Annotated in this window: 20 protein-coding genes and 1 tRNA gene; 11 read left to right on the top strand and 10 right to left on the bottom strand. The window is 71.9% G+C overall.

What is annotated here, in order from left to right:
* Positions 1 to 490 precede the first annotated feature (490 nt).
* The 3 genes from OHA98_RS34630 to OHA98_RS34620 all read left to right on the top strand — a co-directional run bounded on the left by OHA98_RS34630 (position 491) and on the right by OHA98_RS34620 (position 2,137).
* Positions 491 to 576, top strand: a tRNA-Leu gene (locus OHA98_RS34630).
* Between the two features lie 147 nt (positions 577 to 723).
* Positions 724 to 1,611 (top strand): Bax inhibitor-1/YccA family protein, encoded by an 888-nt coding sequence (locus OHA98_RS34625; protein ID WP_266931672.1) that lies wholly within the window; start codon positions 724 to 726, stop codon positions 1,609 to 1,611.
* A 208-nt stretch (positions 1,612 to 1,819) separates the two neighbouring features.
* A complete protein-coding gene (locus OHA98_RS34620; RefSeq protein ID WP_266931671.1) occupies positions 1,820 to 2,137 on the top strand; it encodes a hypothetical protein in 318 nt (105 codons plus the stop codon).
* 24 nt (positions 2,138 to 2,161) lie between these two features.
* Here OHA98_RS34620 and OHA98_RS34615 read toward each other — a convergent pair whose 3' ends face one another.
* The 3 genes from OHA98_RS34615 to OHA98_RS34605 all read right to left on the bottom strand — a co-directional run bounded on the left by OHA98_RS34615 (position 2,162) and on the right by OHA98_RS34605 (position 5,969).
* A complete protein-coding gene (locus OHA98_RS34615) occupies positions 2,162 to 3,052 on the bottom strand; it encodes a hypothetical protein (RefSeq protein ID WP_266931670.1) in 891 nt (296 codons plus the stop codon).
* Between the two features lie 451 nt (positions 3,053 to 3,503).
* Entirely contained in the window at positions 3,504 to 4,724 is a 1,221-nt protein-coding gene (locus OHA98_RS34610; RefSeq protein ID WP_266931668.1) for an acetyl-CoA C-acetyltransferase, read from the bottom strand.
* Positions 4,725 to 4,940: 216 nt separating this feature from the next.
* Positions 4,941 to 5,969, bottom strand: a complete 1,029-nt coding sequence (locus tag OHA98_RS34605) for an SGNH/GDSL hydrolase family protein (RefSeq protein WP_266931667.1) — start codon at positions 5,967 to 5,969, stop codon at positions 4,941 to 4,943.
* 156 nt (positions 5,970 to 6,125) lie between these two features.
* Between OHA98_RS34605 and OHA98_RS34600 the strand changes: the two genes are divergently transcribed.
* Positions 6,126 to 7,529, top strand: a complete 1,404-nt coding sequence (locus tag OHA98_RS34600; RefSeq protein WP_266931666.1) for a cystathionine beta-synthase — start codon at positions 6,126 to 6,128, stop codon at positions 7,527 to 7,529.
* Positions 7,530 to 7,937: 408 nt separating this feature from the next.
* Here OHA98_RS34600 and OHA98_RS34595 read toward each other — a convergent pair whose 3' ends face one another.
* Positions 7,938 to 8,357 carry a hypothetical protein gene (locus OHA98_RS34595; RefSeq protein WP_266931665.1) on the bottom strand — a complete coding sequence of 140 codons (420 nt, stop codon included), beginning with the start codon at positions 8,355 to 8,357 and terminating at the stop codon, positions 7,938 to 7,940.
* Positions 8,358 to 8,502: 145 nt separating this feature from the next.
* Here OHA98_RS34595 and OHA98_RS34590 point away from each other — a divergent pair, with 145 nt between their 5' ends.
* Both OHA98_RS34590 and OHA98_RS34585 read left to right on the top strand, forming a co-directional pair.
* Positions 8,503 to 9,348 (top strand): MurR/RpiR family transcriptional regulator, encoded by an 846-nt coding sequence (locus OHA98_RS34590; protein ID WP_266931664.1) that lies wholly within the window; start codon positions 8,503 to 8,505, stop codon positions 9,346 to 9,348.
* 129 nt (positions 9,349 to 9,477) lie between these two features.
* A complete protein-coding gene (locus OHA98_RS34585; RefSeq protein WP_266931662.1) occupies positions 9,478 to 10,044 on the top strand; it encodes a hypothetical protein in 567 nt (188 codons plus the stop codon).
* Between the two features lie 23 nt (positions 10,045 to 10,067).
* Here OHA98_RS34585 and OHA98_RS34580 read toward each other — a convergent pair whose 3' ends face one another.
* The 5 genes from OHA98_RS34580 to OHA98_RS34560 form a co-directional block, all read right to left on the bottom strand.
* Positions 10,068 to 10,442: a hypothetical protein gene (locus OHA98_RS34580; protein WP_266931661.1), complete on the bottom strand. Its 375-nt coding sequence runs from the start codon at positions 10,440 to 10,442 to the stop codon at positions 10,068 to 10,070.
* Positions 10,443 to 10,530: 88 nt separating this feature from the next.
* Positions 10,531 to 11,016, bottom strand: coding sequence for a roadblock/LC7 domain-containing protein (locus OHA98_RS34575; RefSeq protein WP_266931660.1), 486 nt, complete (start codon positions 11,014 to 11,016; stop codon positions 10,531 to 10,533).
* A gap of 38 nt (positions 11,017 to 11,054) precedes the next feature.
* Positions 11,055 to 11,798, bottom strand: coding sequence for a transcriptional regulator (locus OHA98_RS34570; protein ID WP_266932538.1), 744 nt, complete (start codon positions 11,796 to 11,798; stop codon positions 11,055 to 11,057).
* Positions 11,799 to 11,878: 80 nt separating this feature from the next.
* Positions 11,879 to 12,358, bottom strand: a complete 480-nt coding sequence (locus OHA98_RS34565) for a hypothetical protein (protein WP_266931658.1) — start codon at positions 12,356 to 12,358, stop codon at positions 11,879 to 11,881.
* Positions 12,359 to 12,485: 127 nt separating this feature from the next.
* Entirely contained in the window at positions 12,486 to 13,883 is a 1,398-nt protein-coding gene (locus OHA98_RS34560) for an APC family permease (RefSeq protein WP_266931656.1), read from the bottom strand.
* Positions 13,884 to 14,011: 128 nt separating this feature from the next.
* Here OHA98_RS34560 and hutU point away from each other — a divergent pair, with 128 nt between their 5' ends.
* From hutU to hutI, 4 genes are all read left to right on the top strand, one after another.
* The gene (gene hutU / locus OHA98_RS34555; RefSeq protein ID WP_266931655.1) at positions 14,012 to 15,673 is read left to right on the top strand and encodes a urocanate hydratase; all 1,662 of its coding nucleotides are present in this window, start codon (positions 14,012 to 14,014) and stop codon (positions 15,671 to 15,673) included.
* A gap of 185 nt (positions 15,674 to 15,858) precedes the next feature.
* Complete coding sequence (locus OHA98_RS34550) at positions 15,859 to 17,088, top strand: allantoate amidohydrolase (protein WP_266932537.1); 1,230 nt, start codon at positions 15,859 to 15,861, stop codon at positions 17,086 to 17,088.
* Positions 17,079 to 18,446 carry a formimidoylglutamate deiminase gene (locus OHA98_RS34545; RefSeq protein WP_266931654.1) on the top strand — a complete coding sequence of 456 codons (1,368 nt, stop codon included), beginning with the start codon at positions 17,079 to 17,081 and terminating at the stop codon, positions 18,444 to 18,446. Before OHA98_RS34550 ends, OHA98_RS34545 begins: the two co-directional genes overlap by 10 nt.
* A gap of 137 nt (positions 18,447 to 18,583) precedes the next feature.
* Positions 18,584 to 19,756 carry an imidazolonepropionase gene (gene hutI / locus OHA98_RS34540; RefSeq protein WP_266931653.1) on the top strand — a complete coding sequence of 391 codons (1,173 nt, stop codon included), beginning with the start codon at positions 18,584 to 18,586 and terminating at the stop codon, positions 19,754 to 19,756.
* 149 nt (positions 19,757 to 19,905) lie between these two features.
* Here the strand turns inward: hutI and OHA98_RS34535 are convergent, their stop codons facing one another.
* Positions 19,906 to 20,895 carry an RNA polymerase sigma factor SigF gene (locus OHA98_RS34535; protein ID WP_266931651.1) on the bottom strand — a complete coding sequence of 330 codons (990 nt, stop codon included), beginning with the start codon at positions 20,893 to 20,895 and terminating at the stop codon, positions 19,906 to 19,908.
* A 285-nt stretch (positions 20,896 to 21,180) separates the two neighbouring features.
* Between OHA98_RS34535 and OHA98_RS34530 the strand changes: the two genes are divergently transcribed.
* Entirely contained in the window at positions 21,181 to 21,549 is a 369-nt protein-coding gene (locus OHA98_RS34530; protein ID WP_266931650.1) for an STAS domain-containing protein, read from the top strand.
* The last annotated feature ends 129 nt before the right edge of the window (positions 21,550 to 21,678 follow it).

The raw sequence follows: 21,678 nt of genomic DNA, 5'->3' as shown, positions 1-21,678 counted from the left end.
CTGATGGGGTGGTGCGGGGTTCCTTCGGGGACACCTCCATCGTCACGGCCGTATCGCCGCCGGGCGTCAGCCCCCGTGCCCGTTCCTGTGGCCGTCTTGAGTCGCACCGACGGGGTGGTGGCGTCCTCCTCGGGTATGACACCGACCCTGAGCCGCACCATGGACAGGGTCCGGCGGCGGCCCTCGGACCGGGCCCGCGGCGGCCCTTGGACCGGAGGGGTGGTGGCCCTCGGACCGGAGGGGTGGCGGGGCCCTGGCGGAGCGTGGCGTGCCCCTGGCGCATTGGGCCGTACGAGTGCGGCGACTTTCCGTCATTCCCACACGGTGGGCTACCGGCCCGTCACCCCGGGCGGGCGTGTGGTCAGCGCGCCCAGATGTGCTGACGGACCCTCAAACGGTCAATAAAATAAGACAACATCGAGCCACGGTTCCGCTGATCGGGGGACGGCCCCGGATAGGGTCATGTGCCAACGCGGAGCCGCGCGCCAAGGCCCGGATGGTGGAACGCAGACACGGCGAGCTTAAACCTCGCTGCCCCTCGGGGGCGTGCCGGTTCGAGTCCGGCTCCGGGCACCACCACCGCCGTCGGTGGGCGCGCCGGGCGACCGCAGAATACTTCAGCGATCAACTTCCATAAAGATCCTCCCCGGGCACTAGGGTGATTCCTTTGCCCACCCATTACTCTTGTCGCAAGGCCACGCAGTGTGGCCATGGAGGAGAGCAATGAGGAGCAGCAACCCGGTCTTCTCGCGACGGGGGTTCAGCCGCGACAACGGTTCCGCCGGCTTCAACACGGCGCCGCAGGCCGGGGCCCCCGCAGCGGGAACCAACCCGTACGCGCAGGGCACCGCCGCCAACCCGTACGCGACCAACCCCTACGCGCAGCAGGACGTCCAGTACGGCGCCCCCCAGGCGCCCGCGCGCTCCGGCGCGATGACGATCGACGACGTCGTCACCCGCACCGCGATGACGCTGGGCACCGTCGTCCTCGGCGCGGCGCTCTCCTGGGCGCTGCTGCCGGTCGACGAGGCGAACCTCGGCAAGTCCTACGGCATCGCGATCGGCGCCGCCCTCGTGGCGTTCGTCCTGTCGCTCGTGCAGTCCTTCAAGCGCAAGCCGGTCCCGGCGCTGATCCTCGCGTACGCCGCCTTCGAGGGTGTCTTCCTCGGTGTGATCTCCAGCGCGGTCAGCACCTACATCGGCCCCGGCACGGTGATGCAGGCGGTGATGGGCACCATGTGTGTCTTCGCCGGTGTGCTCATCGCGTACAAGATGCGCTGGATCCGCGTCACCCGCCGCTTCTACGGCTTCGTGATGGCCGCGGCCATGGGCTTCGTGCTCCTGATGATGGTCAACCTGCTGTTCTCGGTGTTCGGCGGCGGTGACGGCCTCGGCTTCCGCAGCGGCGGCCTCGGCATCCTCTTCGGTGTCATCGGCATCATCCTCGGCGCGTGCTTCCTGGCCCTGGACTTCAAGCAGGTCGAGGACGGCGTCGCCTTCGGCGCACCGCGCGAGGAGTCCTGGCTGGCGGCCTTCGGCCTCACCATGACCCTGGTGTGGATCTACCTGGAGATGCTGCGTCTGCTGTCCATCCTCAACGGGGACGACTGACCACGGCGCGTAGCTCCCGCACGAATCGGAACGGCCCGCAGGCTCACCGCCTGCGGGCCGTTCCGTTTCCCGTGACGGCGCGGATCGCTGTGACGGCGCGGAGCCCGTGACGGCGTGGGGTCGGCCGGAGACTCGGGACCGGTGCGCCGAGGGATCCGGATCCTGGCCCGTTGGCAACCGTCCGGGAAGGGCGCGTAGGGTCGGCCGGGTGCTCGATACGACGCCCCTGACCGCTGCCGTGGACCGATTCGCCGACCGTCTGCGGGCCGCCCCGCAGAGCCGGCTCCAGCGCGGCGCGGCCGCCGAGGCGCTGGCCGCCGCCAGGGAACTGGCCGTACGGGCCCAGCGCATCGAGCGCCCGGGCCGGGAGCCGTACCTCGTGCCCGACGCCGGGATGTTCGTCGTCGGTGATCAGCTCACCGTGGCGGGACGCGATCTGGCCGCGGCACTGGTAACGGCCCCGTCCGCGGAGCTGGACGAGGCCGTGCGATTCGTGGAAGAGGCGGCGGCGCGGGCGTTCGCGTAGGGACCCGCGCCGTGTGCGAGCTCGTCAGAACGAGGCGATGACGCGGTCCGCGAGGATGTAGACGTTGTCCTCACCGCACGAGAACGTCAGCGCATAGGCGCCGGAGACACCGGAGCCGCCCAGCAGCACCGGCCGCCGGCCCGCCCGCAGCGCGTCGGCGAGGCGTTCCGCCGTCTCACGGTGGCCCGGGGTCATGCAGAGCGTGGTGCCGTCGGCGAAGACATACACATCGAGCGTGCCCAGCGGTCCGGGGCGTACGTCGGTGAGCACGGTGGCGGTGTCGGCGAGCTCCTCCAGACGGCTCACGGTGCGCTCGTGGTCGGTGACGACGGGGGTCTGTACGGGGACGAAGTCGGGGTGCGAGGGATGACGGCGGCGGGCCGCGGCGAGCTCGGGGGAGTCGTCGGCGAACTCGGCGAACTCCGCGATCTCGGGCAGGTCGCTGAGGTCGGCCGACTCGTACTCGGCGGACGGCCGCTCGCTCAGGGCCGCCAGCTCCTCCAGTGCCTCGGTGGCCTCCAGGTCCATCGCCTCAAGACCGGCGAAGTCCGCCTGGCGGGGGAGGTAGAAGGGGGAGTCGTCGCCGAGCGCGTTCATTCCGCCCAGCAGGGACGGGGCATCGGCGGCGTCGCGGGCTTCCTGGGCGGCCCAGAAGGCCCGCGCCTCGGCGAGCTCGCGCTCCCGCTCCTCGGCGAGCGCTTCGGAGACGGCCGCGCGTATCTCCTCGGCCGGAGTGACGGTGCTGCGGGACTGCGGTGGCACGGTCGCGTCGAGGGCCCGGCCCTCGGACAGCTCCGTACGCAGGGCCGCGACCTGCTTGCGCAGCCCGTGAGCGGCGTGCAGGGCAGCGGCGCCGACGGCCGTGGCAGCGGCGGTGGTCAGCAACAGGGCAAATGACATGGCGCTCACTGACATACTCCCGGTTTCAATCGATCCCCCGACTTCCTACATCAGCTTGGCCTGTACCCGCGCCTGCTGTCAGTGCATTACGTCACGAAATGGACAGGTCTTTCGACCTGGGGTTTAACCCCAAAAGTGCTGTGACCTGCATAAATGACTCTCCCCCGGGACGCAGATCACATCCTGGGGGAGATTCGGTCACGGTCCGGGCTCGGACCGGTTCAGCAGCGGCGATCGGAGGGAAAGGGCGACCGGCCGGTGACGCTGCGCAGCGGAGAGCAGGTGCTGATGGTCGCGTTCGCTTCGTCTGCGCTGCGGGCAGGTGCCGCCCTCGTGCCTCGGGCGACCCCTACCCTCCGCTGCGCCTCAGCTCAGCCGCTCGGTGCTGATGGTCGCGTTCGCTTCGTCTGCGCTGCGGGCAGGTGCCGCCCTCGTGCCTCGGGCGACCCCTACCCTCCGCTGCGCCTCAGCTCAGCCGCTCGATCACCATCGCCATGCCCTGGCCGCCGCCCACGCACATCGTCTCCAGGCCGAACTGCTTGTCGTGGAACTGGAGGCTGTTGATGAGCGTGCCGGTGATCCGGGCGCCGGTCATGCCGAAGGGGTGGCCGACGGCGATGGCGCCGCCGTTGACGTTGACCTTGTCCAGCGGCAGGCCCAGGTCGCGGTAGGAGGGGATGACCTGGGCGGCGAAGGCCTCGTTGATCTCCGCCAGGTCGATGTCGTCGATGGTCAGCCCGGCGCGCCTCAGCGCCTGCTTGCTGGCCTCGACCGGGCCGTAGCCCATGATCTCGGGGGAGAGGCCGGAGACGCCGGTCGACACGATCCGGGCCAGCGGGGTCAGGCCCAGCTCCCGCGCCTTGGTGTCGGACATGATCACGAGGGCGGCGGCGCCGTCGTTCAGCGGGCAGCAGTTGGCGGCGGTGACCAGGCCGTCGGGGCGGAAGACCGGCTTGAGGCCCTGCACGCCCTCCAGCGTGACGCCCGCGCGCGGGCCGTCGTCCTTGGCGACGACGGTGCCGTCGGGGGTGGTCACCGGGGTGATCTCCCGCTCCCAGAAGCCGTTCTTCAGGGCGGCCTCGGCGAGGTTCTGCGACCGTACGCCGAACTCGTCCATGTCCTGGCGCGTGATGCCCTTGAGCCGCGCCAGGTTCTCCGCGGTCTGCCCCATCGCGATGTACGCGTCCGGGACCAGGCCCTCCTCGCGCGGGTCCTGCCAGGTCGCGCCGGACTCCTCGGCGCGGGCGGCCGTGCGGGCCTCGGCCTCGGCGAAGATCGGGTTGTGCGTGTCCGGCAGGCTGTCGGAGTTGCCCTTCACGAAGCGGGACACCATCTCGACGCCCGCCGAGATGAAGACGTCGCCCTCGCCCGCCTTGATGGCGTGCAGTGCCATCCGGCTGGTCTGGAGCGAGGACGAGCAGTAGCGGGTGACCGTGCAGCCGGGAAGGTGGTCCATCCCCATCTGGACGGCGATGATCCGGCCCAGGTTGTTGCCCTGCTCGCCGCCGGGCAGGCCGCAGCCCAGCATCAGGTCGTCGATGTCCTTCGGGTCCAGCTCGGGGACCTTGGCCAGCGCGGTCTGGATGATCGTGGCGGTCAGGTCGTCCGCGCGCAGGTCCTTCAGGGACCCCTTGAAGGCCCGGCCGATCGGCGAACGGGCAGCAGAGACGATCACGGCTTCGGGCATCACGCGGCTCCATGAGGGCTGGAAGGCTGGCTGGACTGGCAGAACTGTCTTGGAAGTTACCCGGACGTATCGCCGGGGTCACCCGGCAGGCCATGTGATGCGGGACTCTTTTCTAAGCGCCCGCTCAGGTCGACCGGGCCCCGGCGTACACCGGGTCCGGCCCGCCGTGCGTACACCGGGCACCGGGTCCGGCCCGGCCCGGTGCTCCGCCGCCGGTCATGTGCGCCGGTGCGCGGTGTCCGGGTGCGGGTGCGGGGGATGCGGGGGGTGCGGAGGGTGCGGGGCCGGTTCCGTGGCCGCGGGCAGACGCCGCCGCCTGCGGTGCTTGAGGAGCGCCCAGGGGGCTCGGGCGCCCGTGACCTCCGTACCGGCCTCCCTGGCCGCCTGGGAGGCCGCCTTGGCCACCGGAAGCATGTCCTCGCGTCGCGACCCGTCGAGGTGATCGGTCTCCGGCCACAGTCCCAGCACCGCGCACAGGGTGGGCAGGACCGCCATCGCCGCGGTCGCGTACCCCTCCGCCGAGGGGTGGTAGTTGTCCGGGCCGAACAGCTCCCGGGGGTTCGCCTCGAACTCCGGGCCCAGCAGGTCCCCCAAGGACACCGTGCGCCCGCCCTGCTCCACCGAACCGATGGTCTGCGCGGCGGCCAGCTGTCTGCTGACCCGCCGGGCCAGCCAGCGCAGCGGCTGGTAGACCGGTTCGATCGTGCCCAGGTCCGGGCAGGTCCCGACCACCACCTCCGCCCCCGCCGTGCGCAGCCTGCGCACGGCGGTGGTCAGACAGCGCACCGACTGGGTGGCCGGCATCCGGTGGGTGACGTCGTTCGCCCCGATCATGATCACGCAGACGTCCGGCGTACGGGCCGGGTCGGCCAGCAGCAGCGAGACCTGCCGCTCCAGATCGTCGGACCTGGCCCCCGGCAGTGCCACGTTCCGCAGATCCACCGGCCGCTCGGCCACCGCCGCGAGCCCCGAGGCGAGCAGCGCCCCCGGGGTCTGCCCGGCCCGGCGCACCCCCTGCCCGGCCGCTGTCGAATCTCCGAGCAGCGCGAGCCGCAACGGGTCCGCGGGTCCGGCGAACGCCACCCCGTACCGCCCGTCCGCGCTCGGTGGAACCGGTGCCGTACCGCCGCCGACCTGGCGCTTGGCGAGCTGCACCTCGGCCAGCACCACGCCCACGGTCGCCGCTCCGATCAGCCCGATGCTGCCGCCGCCGTAGGCCGCGCCCGCCGCGATCCGCCGTGCCACCCTCGCTCTTGACACAGTCCGGTCCACCTCCTCCTCGCAGTCCCGCCGTACACGTACCTACCTGCCCCGTGGAGGGCGGCCTCCAATCGCTTCGCCCAATCTCGCCCCCGTACGCATACCCTGGGCCGGACCATCTCGGAGACCCCGGAGTACACGGTGCAATTCCACGATTCGATGATCAGTCTTGTCGGCAACACCCCGCTGGTGAGGCTGCGCAATGTCACGACGGACATCCAGGCGACGGTCCTGGCGAAGGTCGAGTACTTCAACCCCGGCGGGTCGGTGAAGGACCGCATCGCGCTGCGCATGATCGAGGCGGCCGAGGAGAGCGGGCAGTTGCTGCCCGGCGGCACGATCGTCGAGCCGACCAGCGGCAACACGGGCGTCGGCCTCGCCATCGTCGCCCAGCAGAAGGGGTACAAGTGCATCTTCGTCTGCCCGGACAAGGTGTCCACGGACAAGATCAACGTGCTGCGCGCGTACGGGGCGGAGGTCGTCGTCTGCCCCACGGCCGTTGACCCCGATCACCCGGACTCGTACTACAACGTCTCCGACCGCCTGGTCCGCGAGACGCCGGGGGCCTGGAAGCCGGACCAGTACTCCAACCCCAACAACCCGCGCTCGCACTACGAGACCACCGGTCCGGAGCTGTGGGAGCAGACGGAGGGGAAGATCACCCACTTCGTCGCGGGCGTCGGCACGGGCGGCACGATCAGCGGCACCGGGCGCTATCTCAAGGAGATCAGCGGCGGCGCGGTGAAGGTCGTCGGCGCGGACCCGGAGGGCTCGGTCTACTCCGGCGGCTCCGGACGTCCGTATCTGGTCGAGGGCGTCGGCGAGGACTTCTGGCCGACGGCGTACGACCGCACCGTCACCGACGAGATCGTCGCGGTGTCCGACAAGGACTCCTTCCAGATGACCCGCCGCCTCGCCAAGGAGGAGGGCCTGCTGGTCGGCGGCTCCTGCGGGATGGCGGTCGTGGCGGCGCTGGAGGTCGCACGGCGGCTGGGCCCGGACGACGTCGTGGTGGTGCTGCTGCCCGACAGCGGCCGCGGCTACCTGAGCAAGATCTTCAACGACGAGTGGATGGCCGACTACGGCTTCCTGGACGACACGGGCACCTCCGCCCGCGTCAGCGACGTCCTGGACCACAAGGACGGCCCGCTGCCGACCCTCGTCCATATGCACCCGGAGGAGACGGTCGGCGAGGCGATCGAGGTGCTGCGCGAGTACGGCGTCTCCCAGATGCCGATCGTGAAGCCGGGCGCCGGTCACCCGGACGTGATGGCCGCCGAGGTCATCGGCTCCGTCGTGGAACGGCAGCTGCTGGACGCCCTGTTCACCCAGCGCGCCTCGCTCACCGACCCGCTGGAGAAGCACATGTCGCCCCCGCTGCCGCAGGTCGGCTCGGGCGAGCCGGTCGAGGACCTGATGGCCGCGCTCAGCGGTGCGGACGGCGCGGACGCGGCGATCGTGCTGGTCGAGGGGAAGCCGAAGGGCGTCGTGAGCCGGCAGGACCTGCTGGCGTTCCTGGCGAAGGACGCGGTCGCGAAGCCGTAGGGAAGGGCCGCGGCCGAGGAGCCGCGGGAAGGGCCGCGGCCGCAAAGCCGCGGGCGGTGCGCGGCCGCGATGCCGCGGGCGGGCCGTGGGCGTCGGCACGGGGGAGGCGTCACACGGTGGGCCGGGGCTTCGCGAAAACGGTACGAGCGTGTCACGTCCGCGCAGCACCCGCTTAACACGGCTCCGGCACATTGGTGGGTGTCGGCGGGGAAACCCGCCGGCCCCACCTACGGCGACCTGGACTACGGAGCGGCTCCCGGACCTCCACCGTCGCCAGGACGCGGGAACCCGGCCCTGACCCGGACCGCGTCCCTCGCGGGGACCGCCGTCGTCCCGCCCCCCGGGCGACCGGGGGTGCGGCGGTCCCCGCGACATACCCCGCCCGGTGCCCGCCGGACCGCGGCGGTGTCAGTCCTCCCAGTCGTCGGACCCGGAGCGGTCGCGCCGCCGGAACAGCCACCCGCCCCGTGCCGCCTGCAGCGCGTTCACGCCGACGATCCCGAGCCAGGCCACGACGAGCCCCTTGATGCCCGCGTTGGCGACGCCGATCGCGGAGAGCGGGATGGCCAGGACCAGCGAGACCACCCCGAAGCCGAAGCGCTCCCCGAAGCTCCCCAGCGGCTGGGGCGTACGGGAGCCCCGGGCGACGGTCACCCGCTGTTCGGCGAGGTGGCGCCGGACTCGACGGTCGAGTGTGGTGTCGAGGCGCTGCTCGACCTTCTCCAGGAACGAGTCGATGAGCGCGGACTCGTACTCCGCCCCCAGTTCACCGCGGGCCTGGAGGGTGGCGTCGAGCTCCTTCTTGAGCTCGTGGTCACGGGCTTCCATGCTCCTCACCGTACGAAGCCGAAGGGGGCCCGCGCAGTGGGGCTAACCCCCCTGTTGGGCCTTCCGCCCGGCGGACTGTATATGGACATGCAGGCCGTCGGCTGGCTGAATGGACGCGTCGGTGACGGATTCCGGAGGGGACACCATGAGCGGGAGCAGCCCCGCTGCGCGGTTGCAGCGGCTCTTCGAGGGGCACCGGCTCACGCCCACCCAGCGGCGCATCGCGCACTGCATGGTGCGCCGGGCCGCCGACGCCCCCTTCCTCTCCAGCGTCGAGCTGGCCGAGCTGGCCGGGGTCAGCCAGCCCTCCGTCACCCGGTTCGCGGTCGCGCTCGGATTCGACGGCTACCCGGCACTGCGCCGGCACCTTCGTGAGGTCGCGCCCGCCGATACGGGCGGGCCCGCCGCCGAGGACACGTACAACGAGTACCAGCAGGCCGTCCGGGCCGAGATCGAGAACCTGCGGCAGCTGTCCGACCTGCTCGCCGATCCCGGGCCGGTGGAGCGGGCGGGCCGACTGCTGGCCGGGTCCTGCCCGTTGCCGGTGCTCGGGCTGCGGGCCGCGTCCTCGCAGGCCCGGGGCTTCGGGTACTTCGCCGCCAAGGTGCATCCCGATGTCCGGGTGCTCGACGAGGGCGGCACCATGCTGTACGACCGGATCGACGCCGCTCGCCGGGCGGGGGCCTCCGCGCTGATGTGCTTCGCGCTGCCGCGCCACCCGAAGGAGGTCGTGGACGCGCTCGCGTACGCCCAGGGCGTGGGGCTGACCGTGGTGACCGTCGCGGACTCGGCGTTCGCCCCGGTGGCCGGACACAGCGATCTGCTGATCCCGGCGGCAGTCGGGTCAGGGCTCGCCTTCGACACCGTGTGCGCGCCGATGCTGCTGGGGCGGGTGCTGCTGGAGGCGATGTGCGACGGGCTGCCGGAGGCACAGGCGCGGCTGGAGGAGTTCGACGCGCGTGCGGCGGCGCGCGGGCTGTTCGTGGAATAGCGGGCGGGGAGCGGCGGGTCGTGGGTGCCGGGCCGCTCGGGTCACCCCCGCTTTCTCAGACGCCGCTCATCTGCGCCGATTAATCTCCGCGCCGAGAGGCACACGGGCAGGCGCGGAGAGGGTACGGACATGGGGCGCGGAGCGCAGTCGTTGGCACGGGTGGCCGTGATCGTACGGGCCGGGGCCGCACCGATGTGGTGGCCCGGTCTGCTGGCCGCCGCGGTGGGCGCGCTGCTGCCGGGACTCACCGGGCGGCGCATCGGTCTGCTGGCCGGGGCCGCGCTGTTCCTCGTCACCATGGCCGTGGTCGCCCTGGCGCGCGGCGGGCGGTACGCGGAACTGGCCCGGGGGGCCACCCGGGCGGGGCGCACCGACTTCCTCCAGGACCGCGCCGTGACCGTACGCAACTGGCGTCGGGCGCACCGGTGGTGGCTGGCCGGCGCGTTCGTGGCGGCACTCGCGGCGGGGCTCGTCCTGCCCGGGGCGGGTGGGCTGCTGCTCGCCGGCGCGGGCGCGGGGCTCTGGCTCAAGGCCGTACGGATCGGGCAGCGCGAGCGCCGGGACGACGTCCTGTACTGGGTGCGCACCGACTGGGTGGAGCGCGGGCGGCCCACGGGCAAGCGGGTGAAGGCGTACCGGACGACGGGGCCGGTGGCGGGGGACGCCGCGCCGGGCGGGGCGCGGCGTCGCCGCTGAGGCCGGGCGCGGCGGCGCCGGGATCAGACCTCCAGGTCCTGCTCGATCCGCTTCAGCTGGTGGCGGGCCATCGCCAGATTGGCGCGGCCGGAGTCCAGTACCAGATAGAGGAAGAGGCCGTTGTTGCCGTGGGCCCTGAGCAGCCGGATCAGGTGGTACTGCGTGCCCAGGGTGATCAGGATGTCCTCGATCTCGTCCTTGATGCCCAGGTGATCCATGGTGCGGAGCTTGGAGCGGACGACATCGGTGTTGCCCGCCGCCGCGACCTCCAGGTTGAAGTCCTTGCTGCCGCCGAGGGTGCCCAGAGCCATGCCGCTGGTGTAGTCGACGAGGGCGACGCCGAGGGCTCCCTCGATGGACGTCATCGCTTCCTTGAGTGCCGCTTCGGTGTTGGCCATGAGTACGTGTTCCCTTTCCCTGACCGGTCGGGATGACCGGTGCCTCTGTGTGTGGTGGGTCTCTGTCCCGGTGGCTGCGGCGGGGCCGCTACGTGGGGCGCTGCGGCAGCCCGCCGGGGCGGTCGGTACGCGGTTGCGGGGTGCGCGCCTTCGGGGGCGCGGTGCGGGCGGCGCGGTCGGGGCGCTCCCGGGACAGGGCGGCTTCGACGAGTTCGCCGATGCGGGCGCCCGCCCGGCGGCCCTCCAGATGGAGCCGTCCGACGTTGACGCGGTCCGCGGCCAGCAGCGTGAGTACGGCGGAGGGGCCCGCCGCGTAGGTGGCGACGTACCCGTTCTCGCCGCGCACCAGGAGTTCGCGGAAGCCGCCCCGGGAGGTCGCGTCGGTCATCCGGATCGCGACGCCGAGCGCGGCGGCGGTCAGTGCGGCGACACCTTCCGCCTCCACGCCGGGGGTGTCATGGGCCAGGACCAGGCCGTCGGTGCTGGCCGCCAGTGCGCCGGTCAGGAGCGGCACCCGGGCCCGTAACCGCTGGAGCTCGTCGAGCACATCCCGCGCTTCGGCCTCGGGCACCATCAGCTGTCTCCTCCCGGCACGCTGTCTGAGCGCGCGTATCACAGGGCCTCCAGTGCGTCTCTGAGCCGGCGCAGCAGGGCGACATCGGGATCGGCCGTGACCTCGGGCAGCGCGAACCGGTCCCCGGCCGCCCCGGCCCCGCCCGCGGCGGGCCGGGCCGCCTCGACCAGTCCGGCCGCCGCGAGCCGCCGCAGGTCGACCAGGAGGTGGAACGTCGAACGGCCCAGCTCCCGTGCGATGTCCGGGGCCGTACGCACGCCGTCGACCAGGTCCAGGGCCCGGCGCCGGCGGTCCGGCAGCGGGGTGTCGACGGGGTGTGCCGTCCTGGCGAGCGGGGCGCTGTCGGTCACCGCGTCGGGCCAGATCCGGTCCAGCAGCTCCCGGCGCCGGAGCGTCTCGCGCTGTACGGCCGCCACCGCCACGGGACGTACGGGGCCGATCCAGTGCGACACCCCGTAACGGAATCTGGCCGGGGTGCCGGTCGGTCCGAGGACGAAGAACGCCGCGTCGTACAGCGCGCCCAGATGGCACAACTCCAGTGCGCCGCCCGGAACATGACCGCTCTCCACCAGATAGCGCCCGACCCGCCGCCCGGCCCCCGCCTGTGCGACCGCGTCCCACCAGCCCTCGTGCCGCAACGCCCCGCCCGTGGTGAGGAGTACGTCGATGCCGGGGGTGGCCGGGCTCTCGGCGTGCACCACCCGGCCGTCGGCGAGGTAGAGCGTGCCTCGGTCCCGCATCAGGGCGCCGGTGGCACGCTCGGCGGCGAGGCGCTGGAGCATCGGGGAGAGCACGGGGTGCCGGCGGGACTCCCCGCCGGGGCCGGGTAAGGCCGTGATGTCGGAGTCGGGTGTCCGGGCGCTCATCCCAGGACCAGCCGCTCCGCCGTCTCACCGAGCCGGATCCGGGCGAGAGCGAGGTTGCCCTGGGCGCGGTCCAGCCAGAGGTGCAGGAAGACGCTGCTGTCGAAGGCCGTTTCGACGAACCGGAGGATGTGGTAGCCGGTGCGGGTGGTGACGATGACGTCCTCGACCGGCGTGCTCGGCGGATGCGCCGGGGCCGGTGCGCCCGGCCGGTCCGGTGTGCCCGGCCGGTCCGCGGGATGCCCGTGGCCGTTCGCGGGCTGCTCGTGCCCGTCCGGCGGCGGGAGAAGGGCGAAGGCCGGCTGCTCGGCCGCCATCCTCGCCACCTCGGCGGTCTCGGCCGCGGTGGCCTCATGGTCGCCGTTGGGCGAGTCCCCGATGGTGCCTAGGGCGAGACCGCTCGTCCAGTCGACCACCGAGGCGCCGCGGGCGCCGGGCAGCCTCATGACTTCGAGCAGGCACTCGTCGATTCCGGGCACGCGCACTCCCCTCCCGACACGGCGTTCGGCTGTGACCCCGAGGCTACGCAACGTGCTCGCGGCGGGTGGAGGTTTGGCATTTCCCAGTGGTACATGCGCCTCGGCGTGTATGGGGCTCCGGGCACGGCTACGCCTGCCGGTCGTCGGGAAGGTCCTGGGCGCTCTCCCCGCGGGCGCTCATCACCGTCCTGTTGACCACCCACAGGCCGATGCCGATCAGCAGCAGCACCCCGGCCCGGACATAGACGTCCGCGTCCCGGTCGGCCAGCGGGCTCGCCAGGGTCAGGGCCGTGACCGCGCCGAGCACGGGCAGCGCCGTCGGCGTACGGAAGTGCCGGTGCTCCACGCGGTCCCCGCGCAGCACGAGGACGGCGATGTTGACGACGGCGAAGACACAGAGCAGCAGGAACGAGGTGGTGTCGCCGAGCCCTTCGATCTCACCGGTGGAGACCAGCCCGACGGCGAGCAGCGAGACGAGGGCGATGCCCACCCAGGGGGTGCGCCGGCCGGGCAGGACACGGCCCAGGGCCCGCGGCAGGACGCGTTCGTTCGCCATGCCGTAACAGAGCCGTGAGGCCATCATGATGTTGATCAGCGCGGAGTTGGTCACGGCGAACAGGGCGATCAGCGCGAACAGCCTGGGCGGGAAGTCGACGCCGCCCGCCTTCACCACTTCGAGCAGCGGTCCGCTCGACTTCTCCAGGGTCCGGTGGTCGACCAGCAGCGAGGAGACCAGGGCGACCAGGACATAGACGGTGCCCGTCACGGCCACGCCGATGAAGATGGCCCGGGGGAAGGTGCGGACCGGGTCCTGGGTCTCCTCCGCCATGTTCACCGAGTCCTCGAAGCCGACGAAGGCGAAGAAGCCGAGAGCGGTGGCGCCGAGCACCCCGGTGATCAGGGCGTATCCCGTACCGCTCGCCTCGAACTCGGTCAGCCGGGCGGGTTCGCCGTCACCGTTCAGGACCGCGTACGCGCCGATCGCGAGGATCACGAGCAGGCCGGTCACCTCGACCACCGTCAGGACGACGTTCGCCTTCACGGACTCGGCCACGCCGCGCAGATTGAGCGCGGCCAGGATCAGGATGAACAGGATCGCGACCAGGGTGGGCGGCACGGCGGAGGTGAACTCGCCGAGGTAGTCACCGCTGAACGCGCGGGCCGCGGCGCTCGCGGACGACAGGCCCGAGCACATCACCATGAAGGCGACGACGAAGGTCAGGAACGGGACCTTGAACGCCTTCTGTGTGTAGAGCGCGGCCCCGGCGGCCTTCGGATACTTGCCCACGAGTTCGACGTACGAGGCGGCCGTCAGGATCGCGACGACGAAGCCGATCAGGAACGGCAGCCAGAGCGCGCCCCCGACCTTGCCGGCCACCTTGCCGGTGGTGGCGTAGATACCGGTGCCCAGGATGTCGCCGATCACGAAGAGGATCAGCAGCCTGGGCCCGATGGCCCGCTTCAGGGCGGCGTTCTCCGGCGGGCCGGGCGCGGTCGGCGTCGCGGGTGTGCCTGGAGCGGTCACAGGAGCCTCCCCCGGGGGTGTGATGGGAGAGGTCTGCCCGGTCCCGGCGCGGCACGCACCTGTTGACTACAAGTATTCAGACCTCCAGGATGTGAATACAGGATTCACAGTCGCGAGGAGGCATTGCCATGTCAGGACCCCGCCCCGTACGGGCGCCGCGCGGTACCGCACTGACCGCCCTGGGATGGCAGCAGGAAGCCGCCCTGCGCATGCTGCAGAACAACCTCGACCCCGAGGTCGCCGAGCACCCCGACAAGCTCGTCGTCTACGGCGGTACGGGGAAGGCGGCCCGCGACTGGCGTTCGTTCGACGCCATGGTCCGTACGCTGCGGACGCTCAAGCAGGACGAGACGATGCTCGTCCAGTCCGGGCGGCCGGTCGGCGTCATGCAGACCCATGAATGGGCCCCGCGCGTCCTGATCGCCAACTCCAACCTGGTGGGGGACTGGGCGAACTGGGAGGAGTTCCGCCGCCTGGAGGCGCTCGGACTCACCATGTACGGCCAGATGACCGCCGGGTCCTGGATCTACATCGGCACCCAGGGCATCCTCCAGGGCACGTACGAGACGTTCGCCGCCGTCGCCGCGAAGAAGTTCGGCGGGACGCTCGCCGGGACGATCACGCTGACGGCCGGGCTCGGCGGCATGGGCGGCGCCCAGCCGCTCGCCGTCACGATGAACGACGGCGTCGCGATCTGCGTCGACTGCGACCCGCGCGCCATCGAGCGCCGGATCGAGCACCGCTTCCTCGACGTGAGGGCCGACAGCCTGGAGCACGCCCTCCAGCTCGCCGTCGAGGCGCGCGACGCCCGGCGCCCGCTCTCCATCGGTCTGCTCGGCAACGCGGCGGAACTGCTGCCCCGCATGCTCGCCGAGGGCGCCCCGGTCGACATCGTCACCGACCAGACCAGTGCGCACGACCCGCTGGCCTATCTGCCGCTCGGCGTCGACTTCGACGACATGGCCTCGTACGCCGCCGAGAAGCCCGCCGACTTCACCGTGCGGGCGCGGGAGTCGATGGCCGCGCACGTGGAGGCGATGGTCGGCTTCATGGACGCCGGGGCGGAGGTCTTCGACTACGGCAACTCCATCCGGGGCGAGGCCCAACTCGCCGGATACGCGCGGGCCTTCGACTTCCCGGGCTTCGTCCCCGCGTACATCCGGCCGCTCTTCTGCGAAGGGAAGGGGCCGTTCCGCTGGGCGGCGCTGTCGGGCGAGGCGTCCGACATCCACAAGACGGACAAGGCGATCCTGGAGCTCTTCCCGGAGAACGAGTCCCTGCACCGCTGGATCAGGATGGCGGGCGAGCGGGTCCACTTCCAGGGTCTGCCCGCCCGGATCTGCTGGCTCGGCTACGGCGAGCGGGACAAGGCGGGGGAGCGCTTCAACGACATGGTCGCGAGCGGTGAACTCGCGGCCCCGCTGGCCATCGGCCGCGACCACCTCGACTGCGGCTCGGTCGCCTCGCCGTACCGCGAGACCGAGGCCATGCTCGACGGATCCGACGCCATCGCCGACTGGCCGCTGCTGAACGCCATGGTCAACGTGGCCTCCGGCGCGTCCTGGGTCTCCCTCCACCACGGCGGCGGCGTGGGCATGGGGCGCTCCATCCACGCGGGACAGGTCACCGTCGCCGACGGGACGAAGCTGGCGGGCGAGAAGATCCGCCGGGTCCTGACGAACGACCCGGGCATGGGCGTCATCCGGCATGTCGACGCCGGATACGACATCGCGGAGTCCGTCGCCTCCGACAAGGGCGTACGTGTGCCGATGGCGGAGGGCGAGAAGTGACGTCAACGGACAGCGGCGGGCGGACGGCCCCCACCCCCGGAGCGCCCGAGCCCACTTCGGGAGCGCCCGCGTCCGCTCCCGGAGCACTCGAACCCGCTCCCGGGGCGGCCCCGTCCACGTCCGGGGCGGCGCGGTCCGCCCCGTCCGCCCCGTCCTCCCCGGGCGCGGCACCGTCGTTCCTCTCCATGTGGCGCGAGCTCGCGCCCGTCGGGCGGCACGCCGACAGCGGTGGATACCGGCGGTACGCCTGGTCCGGTGCCGACGCCGACTGCCGGGCCTGGTTCCGGGAGCAGGCCGAGTCGCGCGGGCTCACCCACGAGGTCGACCGGAACGGCAACCAGTGGGCCTGGCTCGGCGACCCCCTGGCCGGCGACGCCGTGGTCACCGGATCGCACCTCGACTCCGTACCGGACGGCGGTGCCTTCGACGGCCCCCTCGGTGTCGTGTCCTCCTTCGCCGCGCTCGATGAACTCCGCCGCAGGGGAGTGGAGTTCACCCGGCCGCTGGCCATCACCAACTTCGGTGACGAGGAGGGCGCCCGCTTCGGTCTCGCCTGCGTCGGCTCCCGGCTCGCCGCCGGACAGCTGACCATGAGGGACGCCCACCGGCTGCGTGACGCCGACGGGATCAGCCTCCCCGCGGCCATGGAGGCCGCCGGATACGACCCCGAGGCCATCGGCCCCGATCCGGAACGCCTCGCCAGGATCGGCGCGTTCGTCGAACTCCATGTGGAGCAGGGCCGCGCCCTCGACCTCAGCGGTGACCCGGTCGGGATCGCCTCCGCCATCTGGCCCCACGGCCGCTGGCGGTTCGACTTCCGGGGGGAGGCCAACCACGCGGGCACCACGCGCCTCGCCGACCGGCGCGACCCCATGCTCACGTACGCCGAAACGGTGCTGGCCGCCCGCCGCGAGGCCGAACTGACCGGCGCCCTCGCCACCTTCGGCAAGATCGCGGTCGAGCCGAACGGGGTCAACGCCATCCCCTCCCTCGTACGCGGCTGGCTCGACTCCCGCGCCGCCGACCAGGCCACACTCGACGCCGTCGTCACCGGGATCGAGCGCGCCGCCCGGGAGCACGCCGAACGGGCCGGGATCGATCTGGATGTCGTACGGGAGTCCTTCACCCCCGTGGTGGAGTTCGAGCACGCCCTGCGCGACGAGCTCGCCAGGATCCTCGAAGGCGGCCGGGGAGCGGGACGCGACACCGGCGACACGGGGCGCGCCGTGCCCGTCCTCGGCACCGGCGCGGGCCATGACGCGGGTATTTTGTCCGCTTCGGTGCCTACCGCCATGCTGTTCGTACGGAACCCCACCGGAATCTCGCACTCGCCGGCCGAGCACGCCGCCGAGGACGACTGCGCGACCGGGGTGATCGCCCTCGCCGACGTACTGGAAGGACTCGCGTGCAGCTGACAACGGAGCCCACCGGCAGGCCCGTCACCGCCACGTACTGGATGTCCCACGCCTGGCTCGGCACCCATGTCGAGCCGGGCGTCACCCTGGACGTCGCCGGTGACCGCATCGCGGGGGTCCGCACCGGCGTCGGCACACCGCCGCCCGGCGCCACGGCCCTGCACGGCCTGACCCTCCCCGGGCTGGCCAACACCCACTCGCACGCCTTCCACCGGGCCCTGCGCTCCACCGTCCAGGTGGGCTCCGGCACCTTCTGGACCTGGCGCGAGCTGATGTACCAGGCGGCCTCCCGGCTCACCCCCGACACCTACTTCGACCTCGCCCGCGCCACGTACGCCGAAATGGCCCTGGCCGGCATCACCTCCGTCGGTGAATTCCACTATCTGCATCACGCGCCCGGCGGCACGCCCTACGACAACCCGAACGCGATGGGCGAGGCGCTCATCGCCGCAGCCGCCGAAGCGGGTATCCGCATCACCCTGCTGGACACCGCCTATCTCGCCGCCGGATTCGGCGAGAAGCCCAACCGGCACCAGCTCCGCTTCTCCGACCGCACGGCCGACGCCTGGGCAGAGCGCGCCTCCCTCCTCAAGGGCGACGACCACACGCTGATCGGCGCCGCCATCCATTCCGTACGGGCCGTCCCGGCCGCGCAACTGGCCACCGTCGCGCAATGGGCCGAGGAACGGCGGGCACCGCTCCATGTCCACCTCTCCGAGCAGACCGCGGAGAACGACGCCTGCCGCACCGCGCACGGCCGCACCCCCACCCGGCTCCTCGCCGACCACGGCGTCCTCGGCCCGCGCACCACCGGCATCCACAACACGCACCTCACCGCGGAGGACATCGAACTGATCGGCTCCTCCGCCACCGGCACCTGTATGTGCCCCACCACCGAACGCGACCTCGCCGACGGCATCGGCCCCGCCGCCGCCCTTCAGCGGGCGGGCTCGCCGCTCTCGCTCGGCAGCGACAGCCACGCCGTCATCGACCTCTTCGAAGAGGCCCGCGCGATGGAGCTCAACGAACGCCTGCGCACCCACCGCCGAGGCCACTGGACGGCCGCCGCCCTGCTGCGCGCCGCCTCCGCCGACGGGCACGCCGCACTGGGCCGGCCCGACGCGGGCACCCTGGAACCCGGTGCGCCCGCCGACCTCACCACCGTGGCCCTGGACTCCGTCAGAACAGCGGGTCCGGTGCCCCGGCTGGGAGCCGAAGCGGCTGTATTCGCCGCCTCCGCAGCTGATGTGCGGCACACGGTCGTGGGCGGACGGCACATCGTCCGGGACGGCCTGCACACACGGATCGAGGACGTCCCGGGAGCGCTCGCCGCAGCCGTCGCCGCCCTGCACAGCTGACACCGGAACGGTCCGGGCCGCCGGCAGAACGGTCCGGGCCGCCGGCAGAACGGTCCGGTCCGCCGGCCGGGGCGCTCCGACCGTGCGACCTGTCAGACCTGCCCGACCTGCCCGAACTCAAGGAGAACAGTCTCCAGATGACGACGACCGCCATCACCAACATCGCCAGCCTGGTCACCAACGACCCCTCCCTCGGAAACGGGACCCCCCTGGGCCTGATCCAGGACGCGGCCGTCGTCATCGAGGGCGACCGCATCGTCTGGACCGGTGAATCAAGCAAAGCACCCGCCACTGACAACGCCGTCGACGCGGACGGCCGGGCCGTGATCCCCGGCTTCGTCGACTCCCACTCCCACCTCCTCTTCGCGGGCGACCGCACCCAGGAGTTCAACGCCCGGATGTCCGGCCGCCCCTACTCCGCGGGCGGCATCCGGACCACGGTCGCCGCCACCCGGGCGGCCTCCGACGACGAGCTCTCCGCCAACGTCGCCCGCTACCTCGCCGAGGCCCTGCGCCAGGGCACCACCACGTTCGAGACCAAGTCCGGCTACGGCCTCACCGTCGAGGACGAGGCGCGTGCCCTGCGCATCGCCGCCCGCCACACCGACGAGGTGACCTACCTCGGCGCCCATGTCGTGCCCGCCGACTACGCCGACGACCCGGCGGGCTACGTCGACCTCGTCACCGGCCCGATGCTGAACGCCTGTGCCCCGCACGCCCGTTGGATCGACGTCTTCTGCGAGAAGGGCGCCTTCGACGGCGACCAGGCCCGCGCGATCCTCACGGCGGGCAAGGCCAGTGGCCTCCACCCCCGCGTCCACGCCAATCAGCTGACGTACGGCCCCGGGGTCCAGCTCGCCGTCGAGCTCGACGCCGCCTCCGCCGACCACTGCACCCATCTCACCGACGCCGACGTCGACGCCCTCGGCCAGGGCGGCACGGTCGCCACGCTGCTCCCGGGCGCCGAGTTCTCCACCCGTGCGCACTGGCCCGACGCCCGTCGCATCCTCGACGCGGGCGCGACCGTCGCGCTCTCCACGGACTGCAATCCGGGCTCCTCGTTCACGTCCTCGATGCCGTTCTGCGTCGCGCTCGCCGTACGGGACATGGGCATGACCCCCGACGAGGCGCTCTGGTCCGCCACCGCGGGCGGCGCCGCCGCGCTGCGCCGTACGGACGTCGGCCGTATCGCGCCCGGCGCCCGCGCCGACCTCGTCCTCCTCGACGCGCCCAGCCATGTCCACCTCGCCTACCGGCCGGGAGTCCCGCTGGTCAGCGCCGTGTGGCAGCGCGGCGAACGCGCCCTCTGACCGTGCCGCGGGGCCGCGGAGCCGTACATGCGGAAGGACCCGCGCCCATCGCTGGGGCAGGTCCTTCCGCAAATGATCCAGTGATCTCCGGCGATCCGGCGATCCGGCGATCCGGTGGTCCGGTGGTCTCCGGCGCCGGGGCGGACCGGTCACTCCTCCAGGGTCAGGCCCTTCCGGAGTCTGACCAGGGTCCGGGAGAGCAGCCTGGACACATGCATCTGTGAGATGCCCAGCTCGTCGCCGATCTCCGACTGGGTCAGATTGGAGACGAACCGGAGCGAGAGGATCATGCGGTCCCTCGGGTGCAGCGCGGCGATGAGCGGCTTCAGGGACTCGACGTACTCGATGCCTTCGAGCCCGTGGTCCTCGTAGCCGATGCGGTCCGCGAGGGCGCCCTCGTGCTCGTCCTCCTCGGGCTTGGCGTCCAGCGAACTCGCGGTATACGCGTTGCTCGCGGCCATGCCCTCGACGACCTCGTCGGCGGTGATGCCGAGGCACTCGGCCAGCTCGGAGACGGTGGGCGAGCGGTCCAGCAGCTGGGCCAGCTCGTCGCCCGCCTTGGCCAGGTCGAGCCGCAGTTCCTGGAGCCGGCGCGGTACGCGGACGGACCAACTGGTGTCCCGGAAGAAGCGCTTGATCTCACCGACGATGGTCGGCATCGCGAACGTCGGGAACTCGACGCCGCGGCTCAGTTCGAACCGGTCTATCGCCTTGATCAGGCCGATGGTGCCGACCTGGACGATGTCCTCCATCGGTTCGCTGCGGGAGCGGAACCGGGAGGCGGCGAACTTGACCAGCGCCAGGTTGAGTTCGACCAGGGTGTTGCGGACGTACGCGTACTCGTGGGTGCCCTCTTCGAGGGATTCGAGCCGTTCGAAGAGCGTCTTCGACAGCGCTCTGGCGTCCAGTGCCCCGACTTCCGCGTAGGGCGGGATCTCGGGAAGTCCTTCGAGCCCCTCGCCGCCGATGCCTGCGGCGGCGGTGTCCGCGGTGCGGGTGGTGCCTGGGGTGGTGCTGAGGGTGGTGCTGGTGCGCGGGCCGGGAATGGCGGCCGCGGCAGGGGAGTCGGAATCGGTCGGTCCCTGAGGACATGTCGACGGCGCGTTGTGGGTACGCGGATCGTCGAGCCGGGGTGACATGCTTCTCCTCCATCGTTCTCGGCATATGGCTGCCGATGCCCATACGTGTTCCTGCGGTGAAGCGGCGCCTCCAAAGCCGGCCGTGTTTTCGGTGTCCCTCTACCCTTACCCGGTTCGTACGGGGACTTACAAGCGCCAATTACTGCCATATGTCCGGTTTGTTGAGTTCTTCGACTACCGCGTGGCGTACGGAACGCGTACTGTTTTACGGACGTCGGCGGCAGCTACGCATACAGCCGCACAGGCAGTGACGCGCACAGTGACGAGCGGCGAAGAGGGACGGGCATGGACCGCGGGACGGTCGGCAGTGCGAACCGGGGGCGGCTTCAGGTCGAGGCCCGGACCGAGGGGCGCAGCGAGATTGTGACGCCGGTGGGTGAGCTCGATCACCACACCGCCGATCTGCTGCGCGAACCCTTGGAGAGCGCGGTCGAGCAGGGGCGTGCGCGCCTGGTGGTCGACTGCTCGCGCCTCGAATTCTGTGATTCCACCGGGCTCAATGTGCTGCTCGGTGCCCGCCTCAAAGCGGAGGCGGCCGGGGGAGGGGTCCATTTGGCAGGCATGCTGCCCGTCGTGGCGAGGGTCTTCGAGATCACCGGGGCCGAGGCGGTTTTCACCGTCCACGCCACTCTCGCGGAGGCCCTGGACACCTGACCCGCGCCCCGATCCGCGGCCCCGGGAGCCTTGAGTGTCGCCCGTGTCACGCGATCACGTGGATGAAGTGGGTGTTGTCACGATTCGGCCGGGCAGGAGACACCCCGGCGGCGTCCTCGGTGGCCCGCA

Source organism: Streptomyces sp. NBC_00654 (assembly GCF_026341775.1).
In the GTDB taxonomy this organism is placed as follows: Bacteria; Actinomycetota; Actinomycetes; order Streptomycetales; family Streptomycetaceae; genus Streptomyces.
The sequence above is the reverse complement of the archived record's forward strand: the minus strand, read 5'-3'. Positions and strand labels throughout refer to the sequence as shown.

What these genes read in the sequence shown, in the direction of transcription:
- OHA98_RS34625 (WP_266931672.1), top strand. Translation starts at nt 724, where the DNA reads ATGAGGAGCAGCAACCCGGTCTTCTCGCGACGGGGGTTCAGCCGCGAC.
- OHA98_RS34615 (WP_266931670.1), bottom strand. Translation starts at nt 3,052, where the DNA reads ATGTCAGTGAGCGCCATGTCATTTGCCCTGTTGCTGACCACCGCCGCT.
- OHA98_RS34610 (WP_266931668.1), bottom strand. Translation starts at nt 4,724, where the DNA reads ATGCCCGAAGCCGTGATCGTCTCTGCTGCCCGTTCGCCGATCGGCCGG.
- OHA98_RS34595 (WP_266931665.1), bottom strand. Translation starts at nt 8,357, where the DNA reads ATGGAAGCCCGTGACCACGAGCTCAAGAAGGAGCTCGACGCCACCCTC.
- OHA98_RS34590 (WP_266931664.1), top strand. Translation starts at nt 8,503, where the DNA reads ATGAGCGGGAGCAGCCCCGCTGCGCGGTTGCAGCGGCTCTTCGAGGGG.
- OHA98_RS34585 (WP_266931662.1), top strand. Translation starts at nt 9,478, where the DNA reads ATGGGGCGCGGAGCGCAGTCGTTGGCACGGGTGGCCGTGATCGTACGG.
- OHA98_RS34580 (WP_266931661.1), bottom strand. Translation starts at nt 10,442, where the DNA reads ATGGCCAACACCGAAGCGGCACTCAAGGAAGCGATGACGTCCATCGAG.
- OHA98_RS34575 (WP_266931660.1), bottom strand. Translation starts at nt 11,016, where the DNA reads ATGGTGCCCGAGGCCGAAGCGCGGGATGTGCTCGACGAGCTCCAGCGG.
- OHA98_RS34570 (WP_266932538.1), bottom strand. Translation starts at nt 11,798, where the DNA reads ATGCTCCAGCGCCTCGCCGCCGAGCGTGCCACCGGCGCCCTGATGCGG.
- hutU (WP_266931655.1), top strand. Translation starts at nt 14,012, where the DNA reads ATGTCAGGACCCCGCCCCGTACGGGCGCCGCGCGGTACCGCACTGACC.
- OHA98_RS34550 (WP_266932537.1), top strand. Translation starts at nt 15,859, where the DNA reads ATGTGGCGCGAGCTCGCGCCCGTCGGGCGGCACGCCGACAGCGGTGGA.
- hutI (WP_266931653.1), top strand. Translation starts at nt 18,584, where the DNA reads ATGACGACGACCGCCATCACCAACATCGCCAGCCTGGTCACCAACGAC.
- OHA98_RS34535 (WP_266931651.1), bottom strand. Translation starts at nt 20,895, where the DNA reads ATGTCACCCCGGCTCGACGATCCGCGTACCCACAACGCGCCGTCGACA.
- OHA98_RS34530 (WP_266931650.1), top strand. Translation starts at nt 21,181, where the DNA reads ATGGACCGCGGGACGGTCGGCAGTGCGAACCGGGGGCGGCTTCAGGTC.